Origin of the sequence: Rhodococcus sp. I2R, from assembly GCF_020889545.1 — a bacterium.
GTDB lineage: Bacteria > Actinomycetota > Actinomycetes > Mycobacteriales > Mycobacteriaceae > Rhodococcoides.
This window is the reverse complement of record NZ_JAHUTG010000004.1, coordinates 274,654-297,244: the sequence shown is the minus strand read 5'-3', so window position 1 is coordinate 297,244 and position 22,591 is coordinate 274,654. Positions and strand designations below refer to the sequence as shown.

The 22,591-nt window shown below is 62.3% G+C and carries 17 protein-coding genes, 2 tRNA genes and 1 pseudogene; 11 read left to right on the top strand and 9 right to left on the bottom strand.

Translation table 11 applies throughout. The annotated features are described in order from the left end of the window. Positions 1-547: 547 nt before the first annotated feature. Positions 548-1,288: a hypothetical protein gene (locus tag KVY23_RS06060; protein ID WP_230555701.1), complete on the bottom strand. Its 741-nt coding sequence runs from the start codon at positions 1,286-1,288 to the stop codon at positions 548-550. A 342-nt stretch (positions 1,289-1,630) separates the two neighbouring features. Between KVY23_RS06060 and KVY23_RS06055 the strand changes: the two genes are divergently transcribed. Next, positions 1,631-4,198: an AAA family ATPase gene (locus KVY23_RS06055; RefSeq protein WP_230555700.1), complete on the top strand. Its 2,568-nt coding sequence runs from the start codon at positions 1,631-1,633 to the stop codon at positions 4,196-4,198. A gap of 504 nt (positions 4,199-4,702) precedes the next feature. Here KVY23_RS06055 and KVY23_RS06050 read toward each other — a convergent pair. The 3 genes from KVY23_RS06050 to KVY23_RS06040 all read right to left on the bottom strand — a co-directional run bounded on the left by KVY23_RS06050 (position 4,703) and on the right by KVY23_RS06040 (position 5,828). After that, a tRNA-Val gene (locus tag KVY23_RS06050) sits at positions 4,703-4,774 on the bottom strand. A 144-nt stretch (positions 4,775-4,918) separates the two neighbouring features. Then, positions 4,919-5,377 carry a peroxiredoxin gene (locus KVY23_RS06045; RefSeq protein WP_230555699.1) on the bottom strand — a complete coding sequence of 153 codons (459 nt, stop codon included), beginning with the start codon at positions 5,375-5,377 and terminating at the stop codon, positions 4,919-4,921. Positions 5,378-5,405: 28 nt separating this feature from the next. Next, positions 5,406-5,828, bottom strand: coding sequence for a DUF3052 domain-containing protein (locus tag KVY23_RS06040; RefSeq protein ID WP_075840449.1), 423 nt, complete (start codon positions 5,826-5,828; stop codon positions 5,406-5,408). A 267-nt stretch (positions 5,829-6,095) separates the two neighbouring features. Between KVY23_RS06040 and aceE the strand changes: the two genes are divergently transcribed. The 6 genes from aceE to KVY23_RS06010 all read left to right on the top strand — a co-directional run bounded on the left by aceE (position 6,096) and on the right by KVY23_RS06010 (position 14,648). Then, positions 6,096-8,918, top strand: a complete 2,823-nt coding sequence (aceE, locus tag KVY23_RS06035) for a pyruvate dehydrogenase (acetyl-transferring), homodimeric type (RefSeq protein ID WP_230555722.1) — start codon at positions 6,096-6,098, stop codon at positions 8,916-8,918. A gap of 75 nt (positions 8,919-8,993) precedes the next feature. Continuing rightward, positions 8,994-10,328 (top strand): CdaR family transcriptional regulator, encoded by a 1,335-nt coding sequence (locus tag KVY23_RS06030; protein WP_230555698.1) that lies wholly within the window; start codon positions 8,994-8,996, stop codon positions 10,326-10,328. Between the two features lie 128 nt (positions 10,329-10,456). Further along, positions 10,457-11,365, top strand: a complete 909-nt coding sequence (locus tag KVY23_RS06025) for an ACP S-malonyltransferase (protein ID WP_230555697.1) — start codon at positions 10,457-10,459, stop codon at positions 11,363-11,365. Between the two features lie 175 nt (positions 11,366-11,540). Further along, positions 11,541-11,843, top strand: a complete 303-nt coding sequence (acpM, locus tag KVY23_RS06020; protein ID WP_075840447.1) for a meromycolate extension acyl carrier protein AcpM — start codon at positions 11,541-11,543, stop codon at positions 11,841-11,843. Positions 11,844-11,851: 8 nt separating this feature from the next. Then, complete coding sequence (locus tag KVY23_RS06015; RefSeq protein WP_075840446.1) at positions 11,852-13,102, top strand: KasA/KasB family beta-ketoacyl-ACP synthase; 1,251 nt, start codon at positions 11,852-11,854, stop codon at positions 13,100-13,102. Positions 13,103-13,214: 112 nt separating this feature from the next. Beyond that, a complete protein-coding gene (locus KVY23_RS06010) occupies positions 13,215-14,648 on the top strand; it encodes an acyl-CoA carboxylase subunit beta (protein ID WP_230555696.1) in 1,434 nt (477 codons plus the stop codon). 64 nt (positions 14,649-14,712) lie between these two features. Here the strand turns inward: KVY23_RS06010 and KVY23_RS06005 are convergent, their stop codons facing one another. From KVY23_RS06005 to KVY23_RS05990, 4 genes and pseudogenes are all read right to left on the bottom strand, one after another. Beyond that, a complete protein-coding gene (locus KVY23_RS06005; RefSeq protein ID WP_230555695.1) occupies positions 14,713-15,141 on the bottom strand; it encodes a cold-shock protein in 429 nt (142 codons plus the stop codon). A gap of 69 nt (positions 15,142-15,210) precedes the next feature. Next, a complete protein-coding gene (locus KVY23_RS06000; RefSeq protein ID WP_230555694.1) occupies positions 15,211-15,723 on the bottom strand; it encodes a DUF3145 domain-containing protein in 513 nt (170 codons plus the stop codon). A gap of 147 nt (positions 15,724-15,870) precedes the next feature. Further along, the gene (locus tag KVY23_RS05995) at positions 15,871-16,683 is read right to left on the bottom strand and encodes a serine hydrolase (RefSeq protein WP_230555693.1); all 813 of its coding nucleotides are present in this window, start codon (positions 16,681-16,683) and stop codon (positions 15,871-15,873) included. Between the two features lie 109 nt (positions 16,684-16,792). Further along, positions 16,793-17,919, bottom strand: a pseudogene (locus tag KVY23_RS05990) (NDMA-dependent alcohol dehydrogenase). Between the two features lie 205 nt (positions 17,920-18,124). Between KVY23_RS05990 and KVY23_RS05985 the strand changes: the two are divergent. Together KVY23_RS05985 and KVY23_RS05980 are read left to right on the top strand one after the other, a co-directional pair. Then, entirely contained in the window at positions 18,125-20,305 is a 2,181-nt protein-coding gene (locus KVY23_RS05985) for a molybdopterin-dependent oxidoreductase (RefSeq protein ID WP_230555692.1), read from the top strand. 28 nt (positions 20,306-20,333) lie between these two features. Then, positions 20,334-20,407, top strand: a tRNA-Ile gene (locus KVY23_RS05980). A gap of 124 nt (positions 20,408-20,531) precedes the next feature. Here the strand turns inward: KVY23_RS05980 and KVY23_RS05975 are convergent. Next, positions 20,532-21,815: a site-specific integrase gene (locus KVY23_RS05975; protein WP_230555691.1), complete on the bottom strand. Its 1,284-nt coding sequence runs from the start codon at positions 21,813-21,815 to the stop codon at positions 20,532-20,534. A gap of 232 nt (positions 21,816-22,047) precedes the next feature. Between KVY23_RS05975 and KVY23_RS05970 the strand changes: the two genes are divergently transcribed. Both KVY23_RS05970 and KVY23_RS05965 read left to right on the top strand, forming a co-directional pair. Continuing rightward, positions 22,048-22,242, top strand: a complete 195-nt coding sequence (locus tag KVY23_RS05970; RefSeq protein WP_094704636.1) for a helix-turn-helix domain-containing protein — start codon at positions 22,048-22,050, stop codon at positions 22,240-22,242. 71 nt (positions 22,243-22,313) lie between these two features. After that, positions 22,314-22,505 (top strand): hypothetical protein, encoded by a 192-nt coding sequence (locus tag KVY23_RS05965; RefSeq protein ID WP_230555690.1) that lies wholly within the window; start codon positions 22,314-22,316, stop codon positions 22,503-22,505. The last annotated feature ends 86 nt before the right edge of the window (positions 22,506-22,591 follow it).

The following is a 22,591-nucleotide window of genomic DNA, read 5'->3' as shown; positions in this document are numbered from 1 at the left end:
CGTCGACTTGGCGGTAGACGATTCGAAGGGTGGCCCTTGTCGTGGGCGAGTTACGACAGGACTCGCCGAGCACCTACACATGAGGTTGTACGGGGACCGTCACGTGAGGGTGTACACCGATACACGTTCGAGCTCCTTGATGTGCTGTTGCTCCTCGGTCGTTGCTCCGGGAGGTTGGTTGGCATCGATCTGGGCCTGGCGCGTCCATAGCCGGAGTGGCTTTGCGTCGACACCCAGTTTGGGTCCGATCGCCCTGCACGCGACGTAGACGGAGTTGTACAAATGGAGGTGACGAGGCCCATCCTCACCGCACGCTCACGTTGTTCGGCCGGGTAACGCTTCGGGATGCGCTTCGTCCTTCACAACGAGCGAAGCGGCATCAAACCCGGGACGGTCTAGGGTAAGAAAAGGTAGACTGAAACGTGTCGCAACATAAATGCAGATGGAAGCTAAAAGGCGTCGGCGAAAATGTAAAGCGAAGCAGTAAAGCCTCAGAGATGAAGTGGTAATGATTCTTTGACGGAGAGCTTCTAAGCATCGGGCCCGATTATTCCGGGGCGAATTGAGGGCGGACCACAAAATGAATATAAGTCGCCTCGTTATAATTTCCATGCAAGACGCCATCCAAAGAATCAAATCCAACCTGCTGTCCGGCCAGGGTGAATAAGGCATCGGTCACTGGGGTTCCTTGCCTTTCATCATCTGCTCGACAAGTAAAATAGTTGTTGCATATGCGCGCACTGCCCGGGACGTAGGCTAAATTAAAAATCTCGTCAGACCAAAACGTGACCCCACCCCACACCGTGTCAGGCGAAGCGTTGTCCGCAGAAAGGAAAGCATTGGTGGAAATTTGCTTACCTGCGCAAACTGGCAACGACACCTTCGCCCGCGTATTGACCAACGCCATCTCTGGCGACTCGTTCGCACTGTTGTGAACGTAGATAGATAAGACGTAGAATTTTCCTCGCTCGACTCTGATGACGTTACTGTTCGAGCCCTCGCCCGAGGCACGAAGCACATCGGATTCTTGGGTAGCCGAGCTGGGGCGTCCCACGTAGAAGTTGCGTTCGTCTCCCCAGGGACCTACGCCGTCTTGATTTAAAGCTGGCCATTCTACGAAATCGTCTGCTGGAGTGAGAAGGCGAGCAGGACCCCAGCCAGCAGGTTTGTCGAGGTCCACAGATTGTTTGCAGCCATCATTAGGTGGGCTAGCCTCGGCTGAGGACTCGTTGACCGTGGATTCTTGACTCGTGGTTGTTGCGGCGCTCTGGTCCTTGAATGCGTTCACCGAGAGTGTAAAGACCAGTCCAGTGACTCCAAGTACGACCGCTATCGCTATAGCGGTGACTTGCAGCTTGTGTGCTCTCGTCCAAGGCTCGGCCCGACTAGTCTTACGTTCGCGATCGGACAACTTACCCCCATGGCTGTTCAATGTTGGTTGGAAGCTATCACGATCTTCAGATTGAACCGTCCGGAGTTTCTTGCCGCTCCTATGCTTGCAACATCTCGAGGCGTCCATTTGACCTGTCGGACGACATAATTCGGCGATTTGGCGTGACACCTGTCTGGTTCGTGCTTTGCTCGCTTGGCCGCACACGCGGCTGAGCTCCGATAGACGAAAGGCACAGTCGTGCGCATCCGTAAGGTTCTGGTCCGCTGGTACAAGTCGTTCAACTACGACTACGAGCTGAAGTTCGCGCCGAAGTCGAAGAAGAAGGATTGGCAGGTGACGGCCGATGGTTGGCTGCCTCACGTGACAGTCAGCCTTGAGCACGACATCACGGCCGTCGTCGGTGCGAACGAGTCTGGCAAGTCCCACCTACTCGATGCCATCCACATCGTGCTCTCAGGACAAGAACACTCTCGTCGCGACTTTTGCCGCTACTCGACGCTGTTTTCGGTTGAGAAGGACAAACGACTGTACCCAGAGGTAGGCGCTCAATTCGCACTGTCGGGCAACGAGCGAACCGAACTTACTGCGTTGAAGATTCCTCTCCACAGGAATGGCGACTTACTCTTGCTTCGTCCCGAAGAGGGCGTCGTTCAGGTCCTCAACGAAGATGAGCAGCGGATCGTGCTCAACCCGCTTCAGGTCGCCGCGCTACAGGCGTTGCTACCGAAGTCACACAAACTCCAGACTCAGGTGGATCTCCCCGACTCGGTCTCACTAGCCTTGCTCGCCGGAGTCGAGCCGGCCCCTCCCGAGCGAAAGAAGCGCGTTAATCTGTTGCGCTTCCTGGCCGGAGTCAGTGATTTGGACGTCCTAAAGGAGCAAATTGGCACCCTGTTCGCCCTGCTCGATCTAGCTTCCAGCTCGCCCGACGAAAAATCCCCACAAGCACTGGCCGCGAAGCGGCAGAAACTGGGTCAGGACCTGCTGACAAGAATTGCGCGCATCGATCAGAGCGCCTTCGCCGACCTTTATAACGCAATCGCAGAAGAACGTGAAGGCCTCGTCAACGCCCTCATCCAGAAGATGAATGATTCCATCGCCCGACACCTCAATATCTCGAGGTGGTGGAGCCAGGACGAGGACTTCGCGCTCCGCGTCTCGCCGCGTGAGCACGAACTGGTCTTCACTATTCGTGACCGCACCGGCACCGACTACTCGTTCAGCGAACGCAGCCGCGGGCTAACCTATTTCTTGTCATACATTGTCCAACTCTGGTCGCACGAGCGACCCTCCGTACCCGAAGTGTTGTTGATGGACGAGCCCGATGCATATCTGTCGGCGGCCGGGCAACAGGACTTGCTTCGGATCCTGGAGTATTACGCCCACCCTGACAATAGCGATCGCACCGACCAAGTCGTGTACGTAACCCACTCCCCGTTCCTCATTAACCGAAACTCCGGTCACCGCGTCCGCGTAGTTGATAAGGGCACCGGCGACGAAGGCACACGTCTCGTAGCGGACGTGACCCAGAACCACTATGAGCCGCTGCGTACCTCGCTCGGAGCGTTCGTAGCGGAGACCGCGTTCATCGGCGGTGACAACCTGTTCGTCGAAGGAATCTCCGACCAGGTGCTGCTTTCGGGCATGAACACGCGACTGCGACTCGCGGGAGTCGCACCAAGTGCCACCCTCGACCTGAACCAGGTAACGCTCGTGCCCGGCGGCTCGAACATGCCGTACATGCTGTACCTGGCACGTGGACGAGCCCAATTCAAGCCCGCGTGCGCAGTGCTGCTCGACAGCGACGGTGCCGGCAGGGAAGCTCGACGACAAATCTTGAAGGGCGGAGCAAAAGGCCGCCCGACCGTGCATGAGAATCTAATCGTTATGGTGGGGGAGGCCGTACCTAACGCTACGACAGTACCTGGCGTAGTCGTTGAGGAGCCCGAAGACTTGGTTCCGTTGCTTTTAGCTGGAATTGCAGCACGGCGATACGCAACACACTTACTCGGCTTGAGTGCCGACGAATCCACCGCCTTGACCGACGAGGCGATCTTAGCTGGGGTCTCAGCGGAATCACCTTCCCTGTGGGACGCCATCGAGAATGCATTCCGCCTTGCCTTTGATACGGGCATAGGCAAGGCAGGGTTCGCCAAAGAGTTGATCGCGTACCTCGGTGAACACGCCGATGAAGAAGTGCAGTCCGAGGAAGCGAATGCCATAGACGCGAACTTCGCATCCCTCATATCCCGACTGAGCACCACACTGGCAATTGCACGCGAGAACGAGGCGGCCCGGCGCCGTGACAGGCGCGTTGAACAGCTCATTGCTGAGTTCTTTGAGGCGCACCCCGACGGCTGTATCCAGGACCAAGCTCTCGTCGTACTTCGTCGTATTGAAGCAGCGGCTGACGACACAGAGATTGGGGACATCATCCGAGCTGGACTGGCGACCATCAAACGCAACCATGACCTCGGCGAAAATCCACTCAGGCGGATCGCGGCCTTTTCTCTATTTCGGATCGAGCTAGAACGCCTGCCCCTGTTGCCGCGGCTGAAAGACCAAGGGCGGATGGACGTCGATGACATCGCAAACAGCGAGAATCAGGCAGACGCTCTGGCTCCCACCGGAGCACCCGCCTCAGTTGACCCGGCCGACACAATCGAAGGGCCTCTCGTCGGGCCAGCGGGCAAGGGTTCCAGCAATGAGCAAGCCGGAGTCGCCAACGCCGACGCAGTCAAAGCGCCAATCAGCCCAGGGGACAAAGCTTTTGAGGAAGAGGTCGCCGACGAAGTTGCCGAGTAGGTGCTAGGCGAAGGGTTCGGACATGGTAGGACTGCAATCTGAATTGATGGCACTTTCACGCGATGAGACCGGCTCATTTTGTGCAGTTCTCGCGAACGAGTTCTGGTTGCCGGGCACGAACAGCGGTGATATCGCTCTCGCGGTAAGCAGTCAGTCCTCTCGAAGCAACGTGACCAGCTTGAGGGCCACCTCGCGGTCTTCGACCAATCAACCGTCGACATGAAGGCGGCAATCGTCGCTGCGACTCCGTGCTGAGCCGGTGTGGTGCCGCGTGCGAAGCTGTATCCGGCCCAATCCGACGTGACTACAGCCAAGCGTCGCTTGAACGAATCCACCTCAACGTCGATGAATCTGAGGTTGTGCACACCGAGGCGGATGCAACGGACTTCATCGAAGCGTTGAGAACATCGTCGACGGACGAGAACCGCCCGGTCGAACGAGGAGATGATGACCTGAAATTGCGGCTGACCTCGACAGTCAAGGGTTCGAACGTCACTTCTGTTGTGGGCGCAGAGGGGTTCGAACCCCCGACCGCTGGTGTGTAAAACCAGAGCTCTACCGCTGAGCTATACGCCCGAGTACCGCTGGCCTGAGCCAACGGAACGCTTGGAGAAATTTATCCTGTAGACGCCGGATCTCCAATTCCGCACGTCAGACGCCCTCCTATGTGCGCGGAAATACATAGCTGGCTATGTATTTCCGCGCACATGCGCGAAGCGCCTAGACCGAAGCCAGTGCCTTCTCCCACGCTGACTGATCGCGGGCCTCGCCGGGCTGGTTCATCTCGGCGAAGCGAACGATCCCGTCCTTGTCGATGACGAAGGTACCGCGGTTGGCGAATCCAGCCTTGTCGTTGAACACGCCATAGGCCTGCGCCACCGCGCCGTGCGGCCAGAAGTCCGACAGCAGCGGAAAGGTGTATCCCTGCTCCGCCGCCCAGATCTTGTGAGTGGGCGGTGGCCCCACCGAGATGGCCAGGATCGCCGAGTCGTCGTTTTCGAACTTGGGTAGCTCGTCACGTACTTTGCACAGCTCACCCTGGCACGTCCCGGTGAATGCCAACGGATAAAAGACCAACAGAACGTTCTTGTCCCCGCGGTACGAGGACAGGGTGACTTCCTGGTTGTTCTGGTCCTTCAGAGTGAAGTCGGGCGCCGACGCGCCCACCTCGAGTGGCATCGAATTCCGTCTTCCTGTTCGGCTGTCTCTACCGTTTGGTTGCCTGCGTCTTGGGCTGGACCAGCCGACTGCCGATCCAGTCGCCCAGATTTTGAGCCGATGTCTGCGTCAACCCTGCCGTGGGAGCCGACTCGGCGATCTCACTGGGCTCGACGTGGCCTGGAAGTCCGGTTTTGGGGCTGAGGACCCAGACGAATCCGTCGTCCGACAACGGACCGATGGCGTCCATGAGCGCGTCGACGAGATCACCGTCTCCGTCGCGCCACCACAGCAGTACGACGTCGATCACCTCGTCGGAGTCCTCATCGAGGGTCTCCCCGCCGATAGCGTCCTCGACGTCTGCCCGGAGGTCGTCGTCTGTGTCCTCGTCCCAGCCCAGCTCCTGGACAACCAAGTCGCGGGTGATTCCAAGTTTCTGAGCGTAGTTCTGAGCGTCCGCCGCGGCGACCACGGTGGTGACCTCCTTGCATAGTGGGTGAAGTAGTGCAAGCGAACAGTGTTTTGGCCGTAACCGCAAGCTGACCGCGCCGAAATTGCGTACATAAATTTCTACTGGCGGGTATTGGGACTCCGTACTACCTACACCGGAGATGTGTAGGAGAATTGATCAGGATCACTGAAACGAGGAACGTAGATCGCCGTCACAGAGTGCGAGATACATGGCAGCGGCCGCCACACCGAGCGCCCGCCACATTGAGGAGTACACACGTTGTCCGAGATGAACCAGGACGATCGGCAGAACACAAAATCTGCCGCAAAGACGAGCGGGCCCACCGGCTCGGACGGTCGAGTACGCGTCATCCGCGAGGGTGTCGCCAGCTACCTGCCCGACATCGACAATGACGAGACCAACGAATGGATCGAATCCTTCGACGGTCTCCTCGAACGGTCAGGTCCGGCCCGTGCGCGCTATCTGATGCTGCGGTTGCTCGAACGCGCCGGTGAACGTCGGGTCGCGCTGCCGTCTTTGACGTCCACGGATTACGTGAACACGATTCCCACCGAGAACGAACCGTGGTTCCCCGGTGACGAATCGATGGAGCGTCGCTACCGCGCTTGGATTCGATGGAACGCCGCCATCATGGTCCACCGCGCCCAGCGTCCCGGAGTGGGAGTCGGTGGACACATCTCCACCTACGCTTCCTCCGCCGCGCTCTACGAGGTCGGTTTCAACCACTTCTTCCGCGGCAAGGATCACCCTGGCGGCGGCGACCAGGTCTTCATCCAGGGTCACGCGTCCCCCGGCATCTACGCACGCGCATTCCTCGAAGGACGCATCCCCGCCGAGCGCATGGACGGATTCCGCCAGGAGTACTCGCACTCCGACTCCGGCGGCGGCCTGCCCTCGTACCCGCACCCTCGCTTGATGCAGGACTTCTGGGAGTTCCCGACGGTCTCCATGGGCCTGGGTCCGATGAACGCCATCTATCAGGCACGCTTCAATCACTACCTGCACGACCGCGACATCAAGGACACCTCCGACCAGCACGTCTGGGCGTTCCTGGGCGACGGCGAGATGGACGAGCCCGAATCGCGCGGCCTGGCGCACGTCGCCGCCACCGAGGGTCTCGACAACCTGACTTTCGTAGTCAACTGCAACCTGCAGCGCCTCGATGGACCGGTCCGCGGCAACGGCAAGATCATTCAGGAGTTGGAGTCGTTCTTCCGCGGCGCCGGCTGGAACGTCATCAAGGTGGTCTGGGGACGCGAGTGGGATGCACTGCTCCACGCCGACCGCGATGGTGCGCTCGTCAACCTGATGAACACCACCCCCGATGGGGATTTCCAGACGTACAAGGCCAACGACGGCGGCTACGTTCGCGATCACTTCTTCGGCCGCGATCCCCGTACCAAGGAACTGGTCAAGGATCTCTCCGACGGTGACATCTGGAATCTCAAGCGCGGCGGGCACGACTACCGCAAGGTGCATGCCGCGTACGCCGCTGCGATGGCGCACAAGGGCCAGCCGACGGTCATCCTGGCGCACACCATCAAGGGCTACACCCTCGGTAAGCACTTCGAAGGGCGCAATGCGACGCACCAGATGAAGAAGCTCACTCTCGACGACCTGAAGACCTTCCGCGACCTGCAGCACATCCCCATCTCCGACGAGGAGTTGGAGAAGGATCCGTATCTGCCGCCGTACTACCACCCCGGCGCCGATGCCCCGGAGATTGCGTACATGCTCGATCGTCGACGCAAGCTCGGCGGGTTCGTCCCCGAGCGTCGGGTCACCCCGAAGCCGCTGCCGCAGCCGAGCGACGACACCTACAAGACGCTGCTCAAGGGTTCCGGCAAGCAGGACGTCGCGACGACGATGGCGCTGGTGCGCGTGATGAAGGAGCTTCTTCGCGACAAGGAGATCGGCCACCGCATCGTGCCGATCATCCCCGATGAGGCCCGCACGTTCGGTATGGACTCCTGGTTCCCGTCGCTCAAGATCTACAACCGCAACGGCCAGCTGTACACATCGGTCGACTCCGAGTTGATGCTCGCCTACAAGGAGAACTCGTCGGGTCAGATCCTGCACGAGGGCATCAACGAGGCCGGTTCGACGGCGTCGTTCACCGCAGTCGGCACCTCGTACTCGACGCACGGCGAGGTGATGATCCCGCTGTACATCTTCTACTCGATGTTCGGCTTCCAGCGCACCGGTGACGGCCTGTGGGCTGCTGCCGATCAGATGGCACGCGGATTCGTCCTGGGCGCCACCGCGGGTCGCACCACGCTCACCGGCGAGGGCCTGCAACACGCGGACGGTCACTCGTTGCTACTGGCCTCGACCAACCCGGCCGCCGTCGCGTACGACCCGGCCTTCTCCTACGAGATCGCCCACATCGTCAAGGACGGTCTGCGGCGGATGTACGGCGGCACGGAAGGAGTCGAAGGCTTCGGCGGGGAGAACATTTTCTACTACATCACCCTGTACAACGAGCCCTACCAGCAGCCGGCCCAGCCGGAGGACCTCGACGTGGACGCACTTCTCAAGGGCATCTACCTGTTCGAGAAGCCGCAGGACGGCGACGGCCCCGAGGCGCAGATTCTGGCGTCGGGAGTCGGTATCGTCTCGGCACGCAAGGCCCGTGAGCTGCTCGAGTCCGAGTGGGGCGTCCGCTCCGGTGTCTGGTCGGTCACCTCGTGGGGCGAGCTTCGCCGTGACGGTGTCGAGGCGGAGAAGGAAGCGCTTCGCAATCCGGGCGCCGAGAAGCGTGTGCCGTTCGTGACGCAGGCCCTGTCGAACTCGGCCGGCCCGGTCGTGGCGGCCTCGGATTGGATGCGCGCGGTCCCGGACCAGATCCGCCAGTGGGTGCCGGGCGACTATGTCACGCTCGGTACCGACGGTTTCGGCTTCTCCGACACCCGCCCGGCTGCTCGACGCGTGTTCAACGTCGACGCCGAATCCATCGTCGTCGCCGTCCTGTCGGCTCTCGCGGCTTCGGGTGAGATCGACAAGTCGAAGGCTGTCGAGGCCGCGGAGAAGTACCGCATCGACGACGTGCATGCTGCGCCGACCTCGTACGCCGATACCGGTTCTGCATAATCCATAACCCACCCTCGCCCGTCCACCGAAGTCCCGTCGTCGCGGGACCCCGGTGGGCGGGCGTAGGTTTTTCTCATGGTCGACAAGAACGGAGCCGGTGGTGGCGAGTACCCCGATAGCTACATCACCGACAACGAGGTGCATCTTCCGGTGAAGGCGTTGTCGCCGTCACGGCAGAAGCGCGATCCGCTTCCCGACGCGTTGTTGCGCCGGGTGAAGCAGTTCTCCGGGCGCTTGTCGACGGAGGCCGTGACGGCGATGCAGGATCAGTTGCCGTTCTTCGCTGGTCTGGACGCGGCACAGCGGTCGAGTGTGCAGTTGTTGATTCAGACGGCGGTGGACAACTTTTTGGAATGGTTGAAGAACCCGCAGAGCGATATCAGGTTCAGCCTGGATGCGTTTCAGGTCATTCCGCAGGATCTGGCGCGGCGTCTGACGCTGCGTCAGACGGTGGACATGGTTCGCGTTGCGATGGAGTTCTTCGAGCAGTGGTTGCCGGCGTTGGCTCGCAACGATCAGCAGCTGGTTGCCCTGACGGAGGCGGTATTGCGGTACGGCCGCGAACTTGGTTTCGCGGCCGCGTCGGTGTATGCCAGTGCTGCGGAGTCACGTGGTGCATGGGACACGAGGCTCGAGGCTCTTGTCGTCGACGCCGTTGTGCGCGGCGACACCGGATCGGACATGCTTTCGCGGGCTGCGACGCTGAACTGGGACGCCACCGCGCCTGCCACGGTGCTGGTGGGCACTCCCCCGGACGATCAGGGCGTGTCTGTGGTGGGCACGGTGCATGCGGTCGCGCAGAAGCACAATCGCGCCGCTCTCGCCGTGGTTCAGGGGACCCGGTTGGTCATGGTTGTGAGCGGACGGTTGACAGACGATCCTACGAGCAGTTCGTTTCTCGAGGACATGCTGCGCAATTTTTCGGATGGGGCTGTGGTCATCGGACCGACCACGCGCACTCTGGGCGCTGCGCATTCGAGCGCCGTCGAGGCGTTCGCCGGGATGCAGGCGGTGGCTGGTTGGCGAGGCGCTCCCCGGCCGGTGCATGCCGGCGAGTTGCTGCCGGAACGTGCGTTGCTGGGTGATTCCGCTGCCATCGAGGCTCTCAACGACCTACTGGTTCAGCCGTTGTTCTCCGCGGGTTCCGGGCTCGCGGACACCCTGGACGCGTACCTCGACTGTGGCGGCGCGGTCGAGATGTGCGCCCGGCAGCTGTTTGTTCATCCAAATACGGTGCGCTATCGCTTGAAGAGAATTGCCGAGGTTACGGGCCGCGACCCGACACAATCTCGTGATGCGTACGTGCTTCGGGTCGCGGCAACAGTAGGACGACTGACTCGAACTCATCACGAACCACACTATCCAGCACCACACATCCCACAGGTAACATTCGGCGAAGTTGTGACGTAACGCCATGCAGGGGTGCGGCGATGCGAGCGCCCCGTGAGCCGTTTTGTGGGGTCTCCACAAATTGCACAGCAAGAGTTCATCGAGAGCAACATCTCTGAAACCGGCCTCAACGGTGTTCTCTTAACGATGTGATTGCGTTGCTTGCGCCCGGCCAGGGCTCCCAGACACCCGGAATGCTCGTGCCATGGCTCGAACTACCCGGAGCTACAGATCGCGTCGCCCTGTGGTCCAAGGCGTCCGGTCTCGACCTCGTGCGCCTCGGCACCACCGCGACAGCCGAGGAGATCACCGACACGTCGGTGACTCAGCCGCTCGTCGTGGCAGCGGCATTGCTGGCCTTCGAGGAAATCGCCAGCCGCGGAATCCTGCCGCAGGACATCGTCGTCGCAGGGCATTCGGTGGGCGAACTTGCAGCCGCCGCGGTGGCAGGGGTGATCACCGCCGACGAGGCCGTCACTCTGGCCGCCGTCCGCGGATCCGAGATGGCCAAGGCATGCGCGCTCGAACCGACCGGCATGTCCGCGGTTCTCGGCGGCGACGAGGCTGTCGTGCTCGCCCGTCTCGAAGAACTCGGCCTCGAACCTGCCAACATCAACGCTGCCGGCCAGATCGTCGCCGCTGGTCTACTCACCGCACTGGCCGAGCTGGCCGCGAACCCGCCGGAGAAGGCTCGCGTGCGTGCACTTCCCGTTGCGGGCGCATTTCACACCCGCTTCATGGCGCCCGCCCAGGAAGCAGTCACTGCTGCCGCGGCATCGATCACGCCGAACGAACCCGTCCGGACTCTGCTCTCCAACTCCGACGGCAACGCTGTGGCATCCGGCGCAGACGCGCTTGCCAAGTTGGCAGCTCAGGTGACCAAGCCGGTCCGCTGGGATCTGTGCACCGCCTCGCTGCGCGAGCGCGCGGTCTCCGCTGTGGCAGAGCTGCCTCCGGCGGGAACACTGATCGGAATCGCCAAGCGCGAAATGCGTGGCACCCCGAACCTCGGGCTCAAGAAGCCCGAAGATATTGCAGCATTGGCCGAGCTGACCTAGCTTTACGAAACTCCCGTGACCACCTGCGTCACGGGCTCGACGTGCCCACCTCGCGGAATCGGTGGCGCACACGAAGGACCGTTCGTGGGATAGCGCAGTGGCAAAAGACTTCGGGGCGTCGATTCACGACGCACCGACCCGCAAAAGATCGACCGAAAAGAAGGGAGCCACTCAAGTGGCCAGCCAGGAAGACCTCATCGCCGGACTTGCAGAGATCATCGAGGAGGTCACGGGTATCGAGCCCTCCGAGGTGACCATCGAGAAGTCCTTCGTGGACGACCTCGACATCGACTCCCTGTCGATGGTGGAGATCGCTGTTCAGACCGAGGACAAGTACGGCGTCAAGATCCCCGACGAGGACCTCGCAAGCCTGCGCACCGTCGGTGACGCTGTCTCGTACATCCAGAAGCTCGAAGCCGAGAACCCCGAAGCTGCCGAGGCAATCAAGGCCAAGCTCGACGACTCCGCGAGCGAGTGAGTCCAACCGTGACCAACCCATCCACCAACAACGGACGCTTCCCGAGTGTCGTCGTCACCAGCCTTGCTGCGACCACGTCCATCGCCGGTGACGTGGACGCCACGTGGAAGGGTCTGCTGAACGGCGAGAGCGGCATCGGTGTGCTCGAGGACGACTTCGTCTCCGAGTACGGCCTGCCCGTTCGAATCGGCGGTCACCTCGCAGTGAGCCCGACGACTCTGCTCAGCCGAGTGGAGATTCGTCGCCTGAGCTATGTGGAGCAGTTGTCCACTGTGCTCGGCCGCGAGGTGTGGAAGAACGCCGGTAGCCCCGAGGTGGACCCGCTCCGTCTCGGAGTGTCCATCGGCACCGGTCTCGGTGGCGGCGATGCACTTATCGACGCCAACGACAAGATGAAGGCCGGCGGCTACCGCAAGGTGTCCCCGCTTGCCGTTCAGATGGTCATGCCCAACGGCCCCGCAGCGGTCGTCGGGCTGGAACTGAAGGCACAGGCCGGCGTCATCACGCCGGTGTCGGCCTGCTCCTCGGGATCGGAAGCCATCGCGCATGCGTGGCGGATGATCGTCATGGGTGACGCCGATATGGTCGTCACCGGTGGCGTCGAGGGATACATCGACGCGGTGCCGATCGCGAGCTTCTCCATGATGCGCGCGATGAGCACCAACAATGACGACCCGAAGGGTGCATCGCGTCCTTTCGACAAGGATCGCGACGGATTCGTCTTCGGCGAGGCAGGCGCGCTCATGGTCATCGAGACCGAGGAGCACGCGAAGGCTCGCGGAGCAACGATTCACGCACGTCTGCTCGGCGCCGGTATCACCTCCGACGGTTTCCACCTGGTGGCACCCGATCCGGAAGGCACCGGAGCTGCCCGCGCGATGTCGCGGGCCATCGAGACCGCAGGGTTGCAGAAGTCCGACATCACGCATGTGAACGCACACGCCACGGCCACACCGATCGGTGACACGGCCGAGGCGCTCGCGATCAACAAGGCGGTCGGCAACCACGCGGCTGTATATGCACCGAAGTCTGCACTGGGCCACTCGATCGGCGCTGTCGGCGCTCTCGAGTCGGTGTTGACGGTGCTTGCAGTGCGAGAGGGAATCATCCCTCCCACGCTGAATTTGGAGAACCAGGATCCGGAGATCGATCTCGACGTCGTCAAGGGTGAAGCCCGCGCCGGACAGATCGACTACGCGATCAACAACTCGTTCGGATTCGGTGGGCACAATGTGGCGCTCGCCTTCGGTCGGGCCTGATAGCCACCGTCAGGTGACTTTTCAGCCCTGAGCACTCGAACCCGGGTGGGGGTCTTCATCGACCTCCGCCCGGGGATCGCCCCGCATCCGGGGCACGCAGAAGGAGAAGGCGATGACCATTCTGTCCCCCCTCACCCGTTCGGGTAGTTCCACCGATCCTCGCGATCCGGTCGCGCGACTGGAAAAGCTCTTCGATGCCGGAACCATGGTTCCGCTGCACGACCGTGACAAGTCCGGTCTGCTCGCCGCCGCCGGTGATATCGACGGCGTGCACACCGTCGCCTATTGCTCCGACGCCACCGTCATGGGCGGCGCCATGGGAGTCGACGGGTGCAAACACATCGTCTCGGCCATCGACACCGCGCTCGACCGCGGCGCGCCCATTGTCGGAATCTGGCATTCCGGCGGAGCTCGGCTCGCCGAGGGTGTCGAAGCACTCCACGCCGTCGGCCTGGTGTTCGAGGCGATGGTTCGCGCTTCGGGTGTCGTCCCACAAATTTCTGTCGTTCTCGGTTTCGCAGCCGGTGGCGCCGCATACGGTCCTGCTTTGACCGATGTCGTCATCATGGCTCCCGAGGGACGTGTCTTCGTCACGGGTCCCGACGTCGTCCGCAGCGTCACCGGCGAGCAGGTCGACATGGCATCTCTCGGTGGACCCGATACGCACCACAAGAAGTCGGGCGTCTGCCACATCGTCGCGGACAGCGAACTCGACGCACTCACCCGTGCTCGCCGGTTGGTGTCGATGTTCAGTGAGCAGGGCACGTTCGATATCGCGGCCGCCGAGCATGGTGACACCGATCTCCGTGCTCTGCTGCCGGAGTCGAATCGCCGGGCCTACGACGTCCATCCGATCATCGACGAACTGCTCGACAACGTCGAGGGCGAATCGACCTTCGAGGAATTTCAGGGCGGCTGGGCGCGCAGCATCGTCGTCGGGCTCGGGCGGTTGAGCGGGCGGACCGTCGGCGTCATCGCCAACAACCCGATCCGTCTCGGTGGGTGCCTCAACTCGGAGAGTGCAGAGAAGGCGGCCCGCTTCGTTCGGCTGTGCGACGCCTTCGGTATCCCGCTCGTCGTTGTGGTCGACGTTCCCGGATACTTGCCGGGAGTCAGCATGGAATGGGAAGGCGTCGTTCGCCGCGGGGCGAAACTGCTGCACGCCTTCGCCGAAGCCAAGGTCCCCCGCGTCACCCTGGTCACACGCAAGATCTACGGCGGCGCCTACATCGCCATGAATGCCCGCGCTCTCGGAGCCACCGCGGTGTACGCGTGGCCGGGTTCAGAGGTCGCCGTGATGGGCGCCAAGGCTGCTGTGGGGATCCTGCACAAGAAGGCTCTGGCTGCGGCGCCCGAGGGTGAGCGCGAGGCCCTGCACGATCGTCTCACCGTCGAACACGAGACCATTGCCGGCGGGGTGGACCGGGCCGTGGCCATCGGCGTCGTCGATCAGGTCATCGAGCCGGCGAGCACACGCTCGACCATCGCAAAGGCTCTTGCCGGGGCGCCTGCGCTCCGCGGCAATCACAAGAACATTCCCCTCTGAGCAACTGAGACGACTGTGCCCCGGTGACTGGTCACCGGGGCACAGTCGTTTTCGAGCTACGCGGTCAGTTCTCGAGCCACCTGTGTGAGTGCGCGAGCCGGATGACCACTTGGCGCACGTCGAGAATCTGCTCGGCGGTGAGGCCACGATTCGCGCGCAGCAATGCCTCGGTCAGTTCGTTGGAGAACTCGTGCGGTGAAAGAACATCGCTGCCGACATCGTCGTAGTCGGCCGTCTCGGCGTCGGGAACGACAGCCGGCACCGCGGCGCGGGTAACCGGCTTCGGCGAATCGATGATCTGCACCTGGCCCGCTTTGAGTCCGCGGTCGCCCTCCTCGGCTACGTACTCGACGCGAACACCGGGAGCGAGAAGACGCTTGTCGAAATCCAGATCGTTGACGTGGATGAACACGTCCTCGCCGCCCTCGTCCGGAGCGACGAAACCATATCCCTTGAACTCGTCGAATCGAATGACCCTACCGGTCGACAACATGACACCACCCATTCCACACACCAGCCCACATGCCTACCCTGGCACGGGACCGACGATACTGGATGGCGCTCAACCTGCGTTGCGGCTGAGCCAGGAGGCGTCGAATTCTGCGCTGCAACTGCGGTACGGCTCGAGCGCTTCGTCCCAGGGGGCGCCGAGGGCGTAGTCGATCTCGGCCGCGAGCGAGGACGAGTTACCTGCCATCATCGCTTTGAGGCGCATTTCACCGAGGATGACATCACCGTTGGCGCTGGTGCAGCCGCGCCACAGGCCGAGTCCGGGCACGTGTGCGAAACGTTCACCGTCCACGCCCTCACTGGGATCCTCGGTGACCTCGAAACGCAGCATTCGCCACGGACGTAGCGCTTCGGCGAGTTTGGCACCCGTGCCCACCGGCCCCACCCAGTTGGTGGTTGCACGCACATGGCCGTCGGACGACGGCTGCGCCGACCAGGCGAGCTTCGCACGACTGTCGAGCACGTCGGACAGCGCCCATTCCACGTGCGGGCACAACGCAGTGGGCGACGAGTGGATGTACACAACACCCGCCGTCGCATCCGCGAATTGATTCGATGCGCGCATTCGATAACACCTCCAGCTTCGACGAGGGACGTCTTCCCCAACGACCTCGACATGCGCTGATTTTCAGATGCTGCCTTCACACGCGTACCTGTACTAGTGTGCCCCGAGTTACCCCTGTTACGCCAGTGCACTCCTGAATCTATCGGCTCACCTGGTGTTGTTGCCGATGATCTCGTCCGACAATTCGGGCCACAGGGGCTTGGCCCACTCACCGAACGCCATATCCGTCAGCACAACGGTGGCAAGACGAGCGTCGGGATCGACCCACAGAAACGTCCCCGACTGCCCGAAGTGACCGAAGGTGCGCGTCGAATTGCGGAGACCGGTCCAATGCGGCGATTTCGAGTCCCGCAGCTCGAAACCAAGCCCCCAGTCGTTCGGCTTCTGCGAGCCGTAACCGGGAAGAACGCCGGCCAACCCTTCGAATTGCACGGTGACGGCCGAGTTGACCGTATCGGCGGCCAGCAGCTGTGGGTCGAGCAGTTCGGCGGCGAACGCCGACAGGTCGTTCGCCGACGAGCGGGCGCCGTGCCCGGCCGGGCCGCCCAATACCGAGTTCGTCATCCCCAGCGGGTGGAACACCGCCTCGGCGAGGTAGTTCTCGAAAGCTATTCCGGTCTCCGCGGCGATCGTGTCCGCCAACACCTCGAACCCGGCACTCGAGTAGATCCGTCTGGTGCCGGGCTTTGCCTGCACCTGCTGATCGGCGAACGCGAGCCCGGAAGTGTGTGCGAGCAGGTGCCGCACCGTCGACCCTTCAGGGCCTGCGGGTTGATCGAGCGCGATGGCCTCTTCCTCGATGGCAACCAGCGCCGCATACGCGACGAGAAGTTTGGTCACCGATGCCAGCTCGTAGACGCGATCGAGGTCGCCGTACCGATCGACCACACCGGAATCGGACACCACCGTCGCCGACGCGTTCTCCACGGGCCAACCAGCGATCAAATCAAGACTGTGCACGTCGTCAACCCTAGTCGTGGCCCCCCTTCGCTTGAATGGTCCTCCCGCGTGCCATCTGATCGTATGGATGCGCCATTCAAGCGATAGTGGGCTACCGGAATTGCGTGAACTACCGGTCGGAGTCGGTGTACTTGATGACGCCGCGGATGTTCTTGCCGTCGAGCATGTCCTGATAGCCGGAGTTGATGTCGTCGAGGGTGTAGGTGTTGGTGATCATGTCGTCGAGATTGAGCTGCCCGCTCTTGTACATCGACAGCAGCAGAGGGATGTCGTGACGCGGGTTGCCGCCGCCGAAGATCGCGCCCTGCAGATCCTTCTGCAGCATGGTGAACAGGAACAAGTTCAGCTTGACGTCCATGTCCTCCATTCGGCCCATTCCGGTGACGACGCATCGTCCGGCTTTGGCCGTGAGGAGCAGCGCCTCCTCGATGTTTTCACCCTTGATCTCGCCGACCGTGATGATGGTCTTCTCCGCCATCCTTCCCTCGGTGAGTTCCATGATCGGCATCAATGCCTCTGTTGCGCTGGAGAATACGTGGGTCGCGCCGAACTTCAACGCCTGATCTCGTTTGAACGGAACAGGATCGATGGCAATGACCTTGGTGGCACCCGACTGGACAGCGCCCTGCAGTGCACTCAGGCCCACTCCCCCGACGCCGATGATCACGACGGTTTCACCCGGGGTCACCTTGGCGACATTGGTGGCGGACCCCCACCCGGTGGGCACGCCGCAGCCGACGAGTGAGGCCACATCGAAGGGGATGTCGTCGTCGATCTTGATGGCGGAGGTCTCATGCACCGTCATGTACGGAGAGAAGGTTCCCAGCAGGCACATCGGAATGACGTTCTGGCCTCGCGCCTGAATCCGAAAGGTGCCGTCGCTGATGGCCATTCCGCTGAGCAGTCCCATACCGAGATCGCACAGGTTCTGATGTCCGTTGGCGCAGGCGGGGCAGTGACCGCACGACGGAATGAAGGACAGGACGACGTGGTCGCCCTCTTTCAGGGTCTTCACTTCCGGTCCCACCTTGGTGATGACCCCGGAACCTTCGTGGCCACCCATGACCGGATACGACGGCATCGGTGTGGCACCGGTGACGATGTGGTGGTCGAGTGGCACATTCCTGCCGCCTCCATGCGGATCTGGACCTCACCGGCCACCGGATCCCCGACTTCGATTTCCTCGACCGACCACGGCTCGTTGAGACCCCACAGCACAGCGCCCTTGGTTTTCATCGCGACTCGCCTTTCGCACGCAGCTCGGCTCGCTGGTCGAGCCGATCGCAGTGCAACCGACGATAGTCACACAAGTCCAAAATTGGAACACGTTCTAGTAATTGATTGATGTGAATGCAACTCGACGCGATGAGACTCGTGCGGATCAGCGGGCAACGCACCCACCCCGCGCTACGCTCGGAGCAAATCGAGGGGAGATCTTCCAATGACGGTGGAATACGGATCGTGCAACCTGTGCGAGGCGATGTGTGGACTGGAATACACGGTCGAGAACAACACCGTCACAGCCATTCGCGGGGACAAGAAGGACCCACTTTCACGTGGGCACATCTGCCCCAAGGCGCTGTCGCTGATCGATCTGCATGCAGACCCGGATCGGCTGACTGCACCCGTGCGCCGAACGCCGACCGGCTGGAAAGAGATCGGATGGGACGAGGCCTACGATCTCGTCGTCGACGGCCTGGTCTCCACCCGCGAAAAGCACGGGGCCAACTCCGTCGGCATCTACCAGGGCAACCCCAACGTGCACAGCGTGGGAGCACTGACGCACGGCGTCCCCTTCACCTCCATGTTGCGGACCAAGAACAGATACTCGGCCACCTCGCTGGACCAACTGCCACATCAGTTGGTCAACTATCTCCTCTACGGCCACCAGCTGGCGCTGCCGATCCCCGACATCGACCACACCGACCTCTTTCTCGTCCTGGGCGGAAACCCGATGGTCTCCAACGGATCGATGATGACGGTCCCCGATTTCGCGCACCGTGTTCGTGACCTCCAAGCGCGCGGCGGCACCATGATCGTGGTCGACCCGCGCAAGACCGAAACCGCCGATGTCGCCAACGAGCATCACTTCGTCCGTCCGGGGACCGACGCACTGCTGCTGCTGGCGATGATCAACGTCGCCCTCGGCCTACCCACCCGAATCGCCGACTACGTCGACGGCGCGGATGACGTCGCCGCACTCGTGGCCGATTTCACCCCCGAGGCCGTCGCCCCTGCGGTCGGCATCTCCGCCGCCGACATCACCTCGCTCGCCGAGCGGTTCGCCGGGGCAAACTCCGCCGTCGCCTACGGACGCATGGGTGTGTCCACGCAACGCTTCGGCAGCGTGTGCCAGTGGGCGATCCAGGTACTGAACATCATCACCGGCAATCTCGACCGCGTGGGCGGGGCGATGCTGACCAGTCCCGCGATCGACCTCATCGGGAAGAAGGTGGTCGGAAGGGGTCATTTCGACGCCTGGCGATCCCGCGTTCGAGATCTTCCGGAGTTCTCCGGAGAGTTCCCGAGCTCGACGCTGGTCGACGAGATGACCACGCCGGGCGAGGGCCGAATTCGCGCCATGGCGGTGTTCTCGGGCAATCCCGTCCTGTCCATGCCTGGTGGTAAGAAACTGGACGAGGCGTTCGCGAATCTGGACTTCATGGTGTCGTTCGACTTCTACGTCAACGAGACCTCACGTCATGCCGACGTAATTCTGCCGCCGACCATGGCGCTCGAGCGCGATCACTACGACCTGATCTTTCAGGCTTTCGCGGTGCGGAACACCGCGAAGTTCATGCCGGCGATCCTGAAGCCGAAGCCGGGGACCAAAGCCGACTGGGAGATTTTCCGCGATCTCGCGCTGCGCTACCAGGCGCGCCGCGCCGGCTCCCGCCTCGACCAGTGGAAGTCGAGGCTCCAGCCCGCGTCGATAGTCCGGGAGGCGCGTCTTCGACTCTCTCCACGGCGCACCGTCGACCTACTGCTGCGCAGGCAACGCAACGGGCTGTCGGTGTCGCGGCTGGCGAAGTCTCCGCACGGCATCGACCTCGGTCCGCTCGAGCCCGGTCTGCCCGGGAAATTGCAGACTCGCAACAAGCGGATTCAGCTCGTCCACGACATCATCGTTGCCGATCTGCCCGCGTTGCACGATGCGATGCTCGGCGCCGAGCCACTTCGCGACGGGGAGCTCCTGATGATCGGACGACGTCATCTACGCAGCAACAACTCCTGGATGCACAACGCGACTCGGCTCACCAAAGGCAAGCCGCGGCACCAGCTCCTCGCGCATCCCGACGACCTCCTCGCCCGCGGGATCGACGACGGCGCCACCGTCTCGGTGACCTCGGCAGCGGGATCGGTGCACATCGAAGTCCACGCTTCCGACCGGATGATGCCGGGTGTGGTGAGCATGCCCCACGGATTCGGACATCAGCGCGACGGCGTCGAACTGTCGGTCGCCACCTCCGTCGCCGGCGTCAGCGCAAACGACGTCACCGATCCCCAGCAGGTGGATGCGGTATCGGCCAACGCGATACTCAACGGCGTGCCCGTAACCATCGCCGCGCTCGGAGATCGAACCGCCGACCCTGTGGGCTCCGGCAGCGGACGCCTTCTGTAGCATTCTGACCGCTCGCCCAGCGCGAGATGGGGCGGTAGCTCAGTCGGTTAGAGCCGTGGACTCATAATCCATTGGTCGCGGGTTCGAGCCCCGCCCGCCCCACTCACATTTGCCCAGCTCAGGGCGGGTCAAATCGTCAGTCGACGGTATAGCAAACCCGCTCAAACCGACTAGGGATAGCACAGGGATAGCAGTTCCCGAACTCCCCCGGCATTTCGACTGGTCGCTACTCGCCGTCGAGAGCGTCGGCTACGGCGTCGAGGCCGTCCTCGAACAGCCCCGAGTACACGTCCAGGGTCATTGCAGCGGAACTGTGGCCGAGCTGGCGCTGCACGTCCTTCACCGAGGCACCCTTACCAATGGCCAGTGAGGCGTACGTGTCGCGTAGATCGTGCGGTGTCAGCGGAGCGAGTTGCGCGAGCTCGACGGCAGGCTTGAACACTCGCTTGCTCCATGACGGATTGCGGACCGGTTCGCCCGATCGGGACGGGAACACAAGCTCGCCGCCCTTCCGACCGTCGATCTGCTCCCGGAGCGGTTCGACCAGCGACCGAGGGAAGGCCACCGAGCGGGCCGTGTGATTTTTCGTATCCGACCACGCGAGCTTGCCACCGACCTCGGAGACCGACCGCTCGATACGAAACCGCCGCTTGTCGAGATCGACACACTCGATCCGCAGACCCGCCAGCTCACCGAACCGGACACCCGTCAGCGCGAGCGTACGAATCATCAATCCATCGACCGAGGGTTCGGCGTCTGGGATGAGATTCCGCCCGTCGTCGTCTTGTCCGATCGGTGGCCCAGCGACCCGCTTACCGGCGCGCTGAGCCTTATCCCGCTGAATGACGAGATAGTCGGCAGCACCGACCAGTCGCGCAAGCTCGTCGCGGGAGAGGAACCGCTGCGACGCCCGACGCGCACGCGGGAGCTGTATTCCGTCGCACAGGTTGCGCGGCATCCGGCCGTCACGCACCGCAAGGTCGAGAATCATGCGGGTCACTACGTGGACATGACGCACGCTCGACGGTGAGAGCTCGCGATGGGTGGTGAGCGATGCGATCCACGTAGCGAGATCGCCGTGCTCGACGTCGACCAGGCGCACGCCCTCCCAGCGGGGCAGAACGTGCGTGTCGAGCACGCTCTCATACGAGCGCCGAGTGCTGGCCGTTCTCGACGCGAGACCGGCCCTCCAGACCTCGGCGAGCGCTCCGACCGTCATCTCCGCCCGAGCAGGTGCAACGTGGTCGCCCCGCACGACTGAGGCCATTTGTTCCGAAATCCACGCCTCGGCGCGCGCTTTCGTGTCGAAGCCCTTCGAGATCGGAGCGCCTCCGAAGGCGGGCACATATCGGGCCGTCCACCGTTTCCCGACGCCATGCCGTGACGACGGCTTCTTCTTCTCGGATCGGCATCCACATTTCACGTCATCGGGGCCGAGTAGGTCACGAGTGTGCCAGCGGTCGAAGACATTGGAACGCACACGTCGTGCAGCGGGGATTGCGGAGGGCATACCGGGAAGTCTAGGTCACCTATGACCAATGGAATATTTGCTATCCGTGTGATCTGCATCACATTCACTCGACGGGCATGACCAGCACTTTGGAACTTTGATCGCCAAAGCTGACACGGCCTCTGACCTGGTGATGTCCGATTCTTTCGTCAAAGTTGACATGTGGCACAACGGTTTTCGGCGTGATCTAGTGACGTCACAGCATGAACCAACCGAAACCCCGGAGGCACCAATGCAACCCACCGACCGACTCAACGCAAGCGGTGCGGCCGAATTTCTCGACCTTTCCACCAAGACGCTCGCCAACATGCGAGCACGCGGAATCGGCCCGCCGAGCTACCGGATCGGTGGCCGAGTCTGGTACGACCTGCGCGATTTGAACGTGTGGATTGCTCGCGAGAAGGCCGCAACGCTCGTAGGCGCGTAAACCGGGGGACCGTCGTCGCCATCCCAAGGCCGGCCAGCTCACAATCCGCCGACTGAAAGATGGTCCCCAGAATGCTTGACGCAAAAGAAAGCCCCGGCATCTCTGCCGGGGCCTCCCACCAAGTGACCCGCCTACCGCTAAGCGAGAACACACGCATTCTAGCGCGTGCCGCCGACATTCTCGAGTCTCCCGTTTTCTGGGGTTGCGTCGCGTTGCTCTCCAACGTCGTCGCGCTGGTCTCGATCGTCGGCGGTGGACGATGATCCGATTTGCCGAGTGCGAGCCCCACGAATACGACGAAAGTTGCCGGGTCTGCCGCGACGCTCACAGCTCGCGCTTCGACGGACCC

Bases quoted from the DNA above. Each gene is read 5' to 3' on its own strand.
- KVY23_RS06045 (WP_230555699.1), bottom strand. From the start codon at position 5,377: ATGCCACTCGAGGTGGGCGCGTCGGCGCCCGACTTCACTCTGAAGGAC.
- aceE (WP_230555722.1), top strand. From the start codon at position 6,096: ATGAACCAGGACGATCGGCAGAACACAAAATCTGCCGCAAAGACGAGC.
- KVY23_RS05975 (WP_230555691.1), bottom strand. From the start codon at position 21,815: ATGCCCTCCGCAATCCCCGCTGCACGACGTGTGCGTTCCAATGTCTTC.
- KVY23_RS06000 (WP_230555694.1), bottom strand. From the start codon at position 15,723: ATGCGCGCATCGAATCAATTCGCGGATGCGACGGCGGGTGTTGTGTAC.
- KVY23_RS05965 (WP_230555690.1), top strand. From the start codon at position 22,314: ATGCTTGACGCAAAAGAAAGCCCCGGCATCTCTGCCGGGGCCTCCCAC.
- KVY23_RS05970 (WP_094704636.1), top strand. From the start codon at position 22,048: ATGCAACCCACCGACCGACTCAACGCAAGCGGTGCGGCCGAATTTCTC.
- KVY23_RS06030 (WP_230555698.1), top strand. From the start codon at position 8,994: ATGGTCGACAAGAACGGAGCCGGTGGTGGCGAGTACCCCGATAGCTAC.
- KVY23_RS05985 (WP_230555692.1), top strand. From the start codon at position 18,125: ATGACGGTGGAATACGGATCGTGCAACCTGTGCGAGGCGATGTGTGGA.
- KVY23_RS06010 (WP_230555696.1), top strand. From the start codon at position 13,215: ATGACCATTCTGTCCCCCCTCACCCGTTCGGGTAGTTCCACCGATCCT.
- KVY23_RS06005 (WP_230555695.1), bottom strand. From the start codon at position 15,141: ATGTTGTCGACCGGTAGGGTCATTCGATTCGACGAGTTCAAGGGATAT.